This is a genomic window from Haloferax sp. s1, assembly GCF_058382125.1.
In genome coordinates this window covers 1-6,903 of record NZ_JBZRPK010000541.1, presented here as the reverse complement: position 1 = coordinate 6,903, position 6,903 = coordinate 1, and the positions used below count along the sequence as shown (strand labels likewise).

At 61.8% G+C, this 6,903-nt stretch carries 7 protein-coding genes and 2 pseudogenes; 4 read left to right on the top strand and 5 right to left on the bottom strand.

The features are described 5' to 3' along the window. Positions 1-445: DUF5915 domain-containing protein (locus tag QT222_RS09460; RefSeq protein WP_491477020.1), on the top strand; the 445-nt coding region annotated here is incomplete at its 5' end. Here QT222_RS09460 and QT222_RS09455 read toward each other — a convergent pair. The 4 genes from QT222_RS09455 to QT222_RS09440 all read right to left on the bottom strand — a co-directional run bounded on the left by QT222_RS09455 (position 442) and on the right by QT222_RS09440 (position 3,868). Then, on the bottom strand, positions 442-777 hold the full coding sequence (locus QT222_RS09455; protein WP_491477019.1) for a DUF7521 family protein: 336 nt from the start codon (positions 775-777) through the stop codon (positions 442-444). The genes QT222_RS09460 and QT222_RS09455 overlap by 4 nt on opposite strands. Position 778: 1 nt before the next feature. After that, positions 779-1,138, bottom strand: a complete 360-nt coding sequence (locus QT222_RS09450; RefSeq protein ID WP_004060598.1) for a winged helix-turn-helix domain-containing protein — start codon at positions 1,136-1,138, stop codon at positions 779-781. An 80-nt stretch (positions 1,139-1,218) separates the two neighbouring features. Next, the gene (locus tag QT222_RS09445; protein ID WP_491477018.1) at positions 1,219-2,460 is read right to left on the bottom strand and encodes a hypothetical protein; all 1,242 of its coding nucleotides are present in this window, start codon (positions 2,458-2,460) and stop codon (positions 1,219-1,221) included. A 175-nt stretch (positions 2,461-2,635) separates the two neighbouring features. Then, complete coding sequence (locus QT222_RS09440; RefSeq protein WP_491477017.1) at positions 2,636-3,868, bottom strand: hypothetical protein; 1,233 nt, start codon at positions 3,866-3,868, stop codon at positions 2,636-2,638. A gap of 478 nt (positions 3,869-4,346) precedes the next feature. Here QT222_RS09440 and QT222_RS09435 point away from each other — a divergent pair. The 3 genes and pseudogenes from QT222_RS09435 to QT222_RS09425 all read left to right on the top strand — a co-directional run. Then, positions 4,347-5,065: pseudogene (locus tag QT222_RS09435) on the top strand (IS5 family transposase); the annotation flags it as partial. Next, positions 5,062-5,445 (top strand): DUF8030 family protein, encoded by a 384-nt coding sequence (locus tag QT222_RS09430; protein ID WP_014732627.1) that lies wholly within the window; start codon positions 5,062-5,064, stop codon positions 5,443-5,445. The pseudogene QT222_RS09435 and the gene QT222_RS09430, both read left to right, overlap by 4 nt. Positions 5,446-5,627: 182 nt before the next feature. Continuing rightward, positions 5,628-5,846: pseudogene (locus QT222_RS09425) on the top strand (hypothetical protein); the annotation flags it as partial. Positions 5,847-6,022: 176 nt separating this feature from the next. Here QT222_RS09425 and QT222_RS09420 read toward each other — a convergent pair. Continuing rightward, the gene (locus QT222_RS09420; RefSeq protein WP_491477016.1) at positions 6,023-6,862 is read right to left on the bottom strand and encodes a magnetosome magnetite crystal formation protein family; all 840 of its coding nucleotides are present in this window, start codon (positions 6,860-6,862) and stop codon (positions 6,023-6,025) included. Positions 6,863-6,903: the final 41 nt, after the last annotated feature.

Genomic DNA, 6,903 nt, shown 5'->3' with positions numbered 1-6,903 from the left:
GACCGAGGACATCGAGAGCGAAGGGTACGCACGCGAGGTCATCCGCCGCGTCCAGGAAATGCGCAAGGATCTGGAACTGGACCTCGAAGAGCGGATCCGGCTGGATCTAGCGGTGGCTGACGACCGCATCGACGACCTCGTCCGAGCACACGAGACACTCATCGCCGAGGAAGTTCGTGCCGACGCATTCGCGACCGTCGACGAAGGCCACCGCAAGCCCTGGGACCTCGAAGGCGTCGAGATGGAGATATCGGTCGAGGCGATCGCCGCGGCCGATGCGAGCGACGAGCACAGCATGCGATCGTCGAGAGCGTTCTGCCCTCGTCGCCTGCGAAGACGAACGGCTCGGAGAGTCAGCGGTGAGAGATCGTCTGGAGTAGCTGTCGGTCGGGACATGGTGGAGGGTGCGTCAGCGGTCGTGGGCAGCTATCGAGGCGTCGTCTAGGAGTCGGTGGCGATACGCAGGGAGTAGGCGATCAGGAGGAGCCCGCCGAACTGGAGGAGGCGGACGATCAGCCGGAACACGTTCTGGTAGCGGATCGGGACGATGCGGAACGTGAGGAGCCCTTGTCCAGCCAGCGCCAGGACGTACGTCACGCCGAAGAGCAGGATCATCCCGATCGAGAGATATCGCATCGACGGGTCGTCGTTGCGTCGGAGTCCGCGATAGGCCTGACCGCCGATGTAGAGGCCAACGAGGGCGGAGCCGGTCGCCGCCACCCCGGCCGCGAGACCGACAATGCCGGTGAAGTCGGTAAGCGCGCTGAAGACGTTCATCTCAGAGCTGTCCCCACATCCGCGAGAGCTCGTCGGCCGGGTCGCTCTCCGTCCGGTCAATCGTCCAGTCCAGTTCGCCGTCGCGGATCGTCAGCTCGAACCGATCGAGCGTCGAGACGTACACCGTCTCGTGGTGCCCGTCGCGGCGCGGTCGCGTTCGCTCGATAAGCAGATCACAGTCACAGAGTTCGTCGACCCGTCGATAGATCGACGACACCGAGAGATCACAGCGCTCGCCGAGTTCCTTGGCCGACAGCGGTTCCCCACTCGTCGCGACGAGGATCGACCGAACGTGCTCGTCGTCCAGCAAGGCGACGATATCGGCAACGTCTGGGTCCTCGTCCACAGGATCGTCTGACATACGTGGAACAAGTATTTTGTCCTCGGCTGTCCGAGGGCGTGCCGCTTGCGAGGGTGTGAGACGAGGCGCGATCGTGGCGCTCATCGGTCGTCCTCCAGTGGCAGCGTGAATAGCATTCGGAAGCTAACGTCGTCCAGCGGACCGTACACCACGCTGATTCCCTCTGCGGTGGGCTCGTCGCTCAGGTCGACGGTCGTCTCGTCACCGGCACTCACGGTGTGCTGGTCGGGCCAGAGCGGTTTCTTCTCGACCTCTCGCCTGTCCTCGGGCGTGTCGATGTCGTAGCAGATCAGATCCGAATCGGCCGACTCACCGGCCTCGTGACGAAGGGTGACGGTTCGAGTCGCGGGATCGAAGCGTCCACCCCACGTGATCTGAGGCGGGTCGTCCATCGGATCACGCTCGCGACCCGGCCGGGTCGGTACCCGAGCAGTGACCGTCGCGAAGTGGCCGTCGTCCTTGATGTCGATAGTTTTTGCCTCCTTCGTGAGTTCGTGTTGCTGCTGTTCGAGGGCACGCTGCATCTGATCTTCGGAGCCTGCGCTGGCGTTTTCGTACCATTCGATCAACAGCTGGTAGGCGACACCGTCGTCGATCCGAAACGCGTCGGCACCGAGTTCGGCAATGCCGGAGTTGAGTCCCGGATGGGAGCCGCCGATGTACAGCAGTCGGCTCGCGCCGACCGCGTCGGTGACCGCCGTGACCGCCTCACTCGCTTCGTGGTACTGGCGACTGTGGCCGTGTCCGGCGTCGATCGTCGCCTCGATGTCGGGGTCGTCGTGTCTGTACGCACTCGCCCACACGATGACACCGTCGCGTATTGCAGCCCGTCTGCGCACGTCCGAACGGGAGTACACGTCGTAGCCGCGATACGAGCCGTCCGGCTCGTAGCCGGTGTCCGCGAGCGTCGACGCCACGTCGTCGGCCGTGAAATCCGCCTCGATCACCGTGGCGAGGTTCGTACGCGTGAGGCTGTCGTAGTTCTCGTAGCCGATCCCGAAGTGGTCCAGTTCCATCTTGAGGAACCCTCGTCTGGCGACGAACTCCTCTGGAACGGGGCCGTCGAATGGACCGGGTTCGGCGTAGGTGACGATCCAGCCCTCGTCAGTTTCGCTATCCCGCTCTGCTGGGACCCAGCGACGGTACTTCGGTGGACCGGCGTCGGGAACATCGACGTTTCCGTACCGGAGCTTGCTGCTGAGCGGTGGTAAGTTGCCAGTGCAACCACTCAGAGCAGTAGACACACCGATCGCGACGGCCGTCGCGCCGCCGTTGAGAAACGAGCGACGTGTCGGCCGGGAGGCGTCATCTGGTGGAACCATTGTGGCATGTACTCGATGACAGCCAGCCACCTTTATATCGGGTTGTCGACCGCGTACTGGCAAACATCGACGAAGGATTTATATACAGAATCGATCAGTCACTCGCCGAGACGGCCATCACGAAGTGTGTCATCCGCGACAACGAGATGCATGACGGGCAGACAGCGCCCCAGAATCACTCGGTGCGTTCGGGCACGTAGCTGAACAGTCGCATTCCGGGGTCGTCTTTCGGCCCCCAGCGCACGTCGACGCCGTCGGCGTCTGGACGGTCGCTCATCTCGACGGTCGTCTCGTCGCCCGGTCCGACAGTGTCTCGATCCGGCCAGAGCGGCTGGTTCTCGATCCGGTTGACCGCGTCGACGGGCACGAGATCGTACCACAGGCGGTCGGCGTCGAGTTCGGGACCAAGCTCGTAGCGGAGCGTGACTGTACTGGTCTCCGCGTCGAAGGCCACGCCCCACGTGATCTGGGGCGGATCGGGGACGAAGTCGCGGGGCTCGTCCGGTTGCAGCGGAACGCGAGCGCCGGCCGTCGCCAGCCGGCCGTCGACGCCGATGTCGATGGTGTCGGCCGCCGCCATACCGGTGTAGTGCTCGTCTTCGATGGCGCTTTTCATCCGCTCGCCGGGCTGTTCGACCGTCTCCGGATACTGTTCGAACAGGACGTGGTACGCCGCGTCCCCGTCGACTCGAAACGCGTCGGCACCGAGGGCAGCGACGGTCGGATTGAGACTCGGATGGTTGCCGATCGACAGCAGTCGGCTGGCACCGACCGCGTCGGTGACCGCTTCGAACGTGGGATCGACCTCGTGATACCGCTCAGTGTGTCCGTCTCCGGCGTCGATCGTCGCCTCCAGGTCCGGCGTCCTGTGGAGCGACGCGCTCGTCGAGACGACCACGCCGTCCCGGACGGCCACTCGGCGCGGGATGTCCGAGCGAGCGTACAGATCGTAGTTGCGGTACGTGCCGTCGGGCTCGTAGCCACTGTCTGTGAGGGCGGACCGAACCGTATCAGCCGAGAACGTCCCCTCTCGCACAGTGGCGAGGTTCGTACGCGTGAGGCTGTCGTAGTTCTCGTACCCGACCCCGAGGTACTCCAGGTCTCTGCGCTGGGCGGCCCGGCGGGAGACCAACTCCTCGGGGACGGGGCCGTCGAACGGTCCGGGCTCGACATAGGTGAGGAACCAGTCTTCGTTCGTGTCGCTGTCCCACCCTGCGGGGAGCCAGCGGCGGTACTCCGGCGGGCCGGGGTCGGGGATATCGACGCGGCCGTACTGGGGCTTGTCGCCGAGTGGCGGGAGACCGCTACAGCCACTGAGGCCGGTTGTCAGCCCGATCGCGACGGCCGTCGCGCCGCGGTGGAGCACCGAGCGACGCGTCGGTTGGGAGGTGTCGTCTGGTGGAACCATCGTGGTACGTAATCGATGACAGCCGGCCACCTTTATACCGGGTCGTCGACCGCACGCCGGCAAACATCGGCGAAGGGTTTATATACCGTCTGAGAAGCAGCCAACGAGAGCTAATACGGTATTCCCCCGTTGCATATGAACGAGCAATAGAAACCCGAACAGCAGACTGAAGCCCATGAGGAGCGACCGACTCTTCAGATCAGGAAGAGAGGTGGTCATTAGATAAACGCCCTGTCGATAATCAATGCGCACACCTAATTAACGGTCAATTCTCTATCGAAGTACGAAGCAAACATCGGCAGCATTCTGCATTTGTCCCCTGTATTCAGCAAACCGGTTGTGTGAGTTGGGAGGGTTTCACCAGAGCCACTCCCCTCAGAATGTCGAAAATTATACTGCAGACTAGAATCAGGTGCTCTGTTGAATAGCGATCTATTCAGCCGATATCACGGGTTTAGAAGGATGAATCCGAGGAATTGCTCTCGTTTCCCTGCATTGTCTGCGGATTTACCTTGACACGTCCTACCGCATGACGATTGACCTGCTGAAGGAGATGCCACAAATAACCGGGGAGATCGGCCGCGTTGAGGCCGATCTCCCCTCGGCATCCACGTTGTGTAAAGCGTTCGACCGGATCAGTATGAGCGTTTGCCGAGTGCTGCTGCGCCAGTCGGCGCAGCTGCACGACCCCTCGAAACATGGTGCAATCGACGCTACATTCTACGAACGCTCGGCTGCGAGCCGCCACTACTGCCAGCGGACGAGTTACCGCGTGCAGAAGTCAAGGTTACGAAACTCGTCGATACAGACTCTCAAGCCATCCTTGACGTTCACTGCTCAACGAATCGGGAAGGGAGCGACGCCGACCTCTGTGAGCAGATCGCCCGTCGGGACGCGGGCGCTCTGCGATCTCTTGCTGCCGACACGGGATACGACAAGAAATCGCTCCGCGAATCCCTTCGTAACCTCGGGATTCGCCCGCTCATCAAACATCGCATCTTTGCACCCTATGATTACGCGCACAACGCCAGAATCGACGAACAGCGCTACAATCAGCGCTCTATGACAGAAACCGTGAACTCGGCTGTCAAGCGCTCGCTCGGCTTCGCCGTGCGAGCGCGTTCGTGGTTCCGTGAGTTCCGAGAAATCGCGCTGATGTGTGTCGTCTATAACATCAAGCGGGCTGTGAAACAGTGAATTCAACCGCTGTATGGCGATTCAACACAGCCGTACCAACCGATTGGGATCACGCGTCGGTCGTCGCCCTCGTGGAGTGTACTCTCGTCGAGGTCACGCACGAGGCCGTGGGCGCCGTCTTCATCGCCCACCAGGTCGGGCGGTCGACGCGGACGCAGTACGTCGCCGCCGGCGACGTCGGCGAGCAGTTCCAGAAGTGGCACTTCGACGACCGGTTGGGCTGGCACGAGACCACCGCCCCTCGACGGATGGCTCGCGACGAGTTCATCACCCAATTCACGCGGTCGCCCTCAACGTCAACGGAGCGGGCGGGTGAGGGAGTAGCTAGCGAACCAGACATCTTCGTCGTGAAACCAGTCCGAGAGCTCCGAACGCCGTAGCGGATAGTTTTAACCAATATTCCGAATCGATACCGACACAGTGTTGGTTAACGTTGGGGCTGAATCCACTCCCTCGCCCCCACCCACCGCCCTGTACCTCGAGTGAGTGTATCTTGGCGGCCGGTCGGCTCGAACGGCGGTCGCGACGGGTTTTATCGGGCCGCTACTCTTCGAGAGCGAGTATAGTCGTCGTCGAGGAGGTCACCAAACTGAGCGAGCGCCGTACCCAAACCTCGTCCGAGGCGTTTCCGGACGATGCGCTGGCGTCGATTCGGTCGGCCGTCGAGTCCGTCCCAGCAAGTGTCTTCGACGGCTCGACGAAACACACGGAGGTCGGTGGGTTCGATGCCACAATCGCCGACGGGCTCTCGCAGTACGAGTACGAGGGGGACGCCGCTGGCGTCGACACGGCGGACGTCGACGACACGACGGCTCAACGCCTGGTCAGCGAGCCATTGAGTCGACGACTGAATTTCTGGCCACCTCTCGACATGTTCTCCCTATGTCATAGGCTTCGTGTCGAGTCCGTTGTCGCTGTGTATAGCAAACAGCATGAATGGTGTATACCTCCACTCTGTCAGCTCAACGCCGTTCTCCACCGAACCACGTACGCGATTGAGGTAACCCAGAACGCGGCGAGGAAGACATACATCGCGTCGCCACCAGGGTTGATCGAGTCAGTAAACGCCCCAGAGAGAGCGTATGCGAGGACAGCGACGAGAACAGGCGCCCCAATGTACGCGGCGGTATGCGGCTCCCAAGCCGTATCTGTCTGGCTCGCGCGTTTTGCGTGAAGATACATCGCAACACCGGTCAGCGGTGTGAGTACCAAGATGAGACCGAACAAGCCGAATACAGTTGCGAAGAAGGCCGCTCCCTCATGTGGCCCGAGAAAGACTCCCCCGATGACGAGCGGCGCGAACACCACGTACCCGACGATGACGATTGGCCATCCACCGGGGAGTTCGACCTGTGAGCTGAACCGCTCGACGAGCGCCGGCGTCAGCGGATATCGCCACGCGTCACCGAATATTGCTTTGCCCGTCGCGATGAATCCGACAAGGAACGTACAGGTCGTAATGATCATCCAGACGAGGAACAACGCCGAGATGACGAAACTACCCCCGGCGGCGATGGGTGCGGAAAGCGGAACCCCATTGGTGATGCCCTGGCCAGTGAGTTCGGCATAAGTGAATGCGGAGCCAAACGTCAGCACTGTCAGTGCTAGCACGGCAAGATGCCAGTCGAGTGCGTTGCGAGCGTTCCGTTTGGTGAACTCGTTGGTCGCGACGAGATACACTATTCCGGCGCCGACGACGCCAGTTGGGATCGACAGCAGGTGAACGAGAATGCCGCCGATCGATCGTTCGTTGAGCAGTTCGGGACCAGGTGCGATGGGAGAGGATGCTGTTGTCATGGGGCTGAGGAGGGTCGGGTGGTGGGCGAAGCGATGTTATT

Bases quoted from the DNA above. Each gene is read 5' to 3' on its own strand.
- QT222_RS09445 (WP_491477018.1), bottom strand. From the start codon at position 2,460: ATGGTTCCACCAGATGACGCCTCCCGGCCGACACGTCGCTCGTTTCTC.
- QT222_RS09420 (WP_491477016.1), bottom strand. From the start codon at position 6,862: ATGACAACAGCATCCTCTCCCATCGCACCTGGTCCCGAACTGCTCAAC.
- QT222_RS09455 (WP_491477019.1), bottom strand. From the start codon at position 777: ATGAACGTCTTCAGCGCGCTTACCGACTTCACCGGCATTGTCGGTCTC.
- QT222_RS09450 (WP_004060598.1), bottom strand. From the start codon at position 1,138: ATGTCAGACGATCCTGTGGACGAGGACCCAGACGTTGCCGATATCGTC.
- QT222_RS09440 (WP_491477017.1), bottom strand. From the start codon at position 3,868: ATGGTTCCACCAGACGACACCTCCCAACCGACGCGTCGCTCGGTGCTC.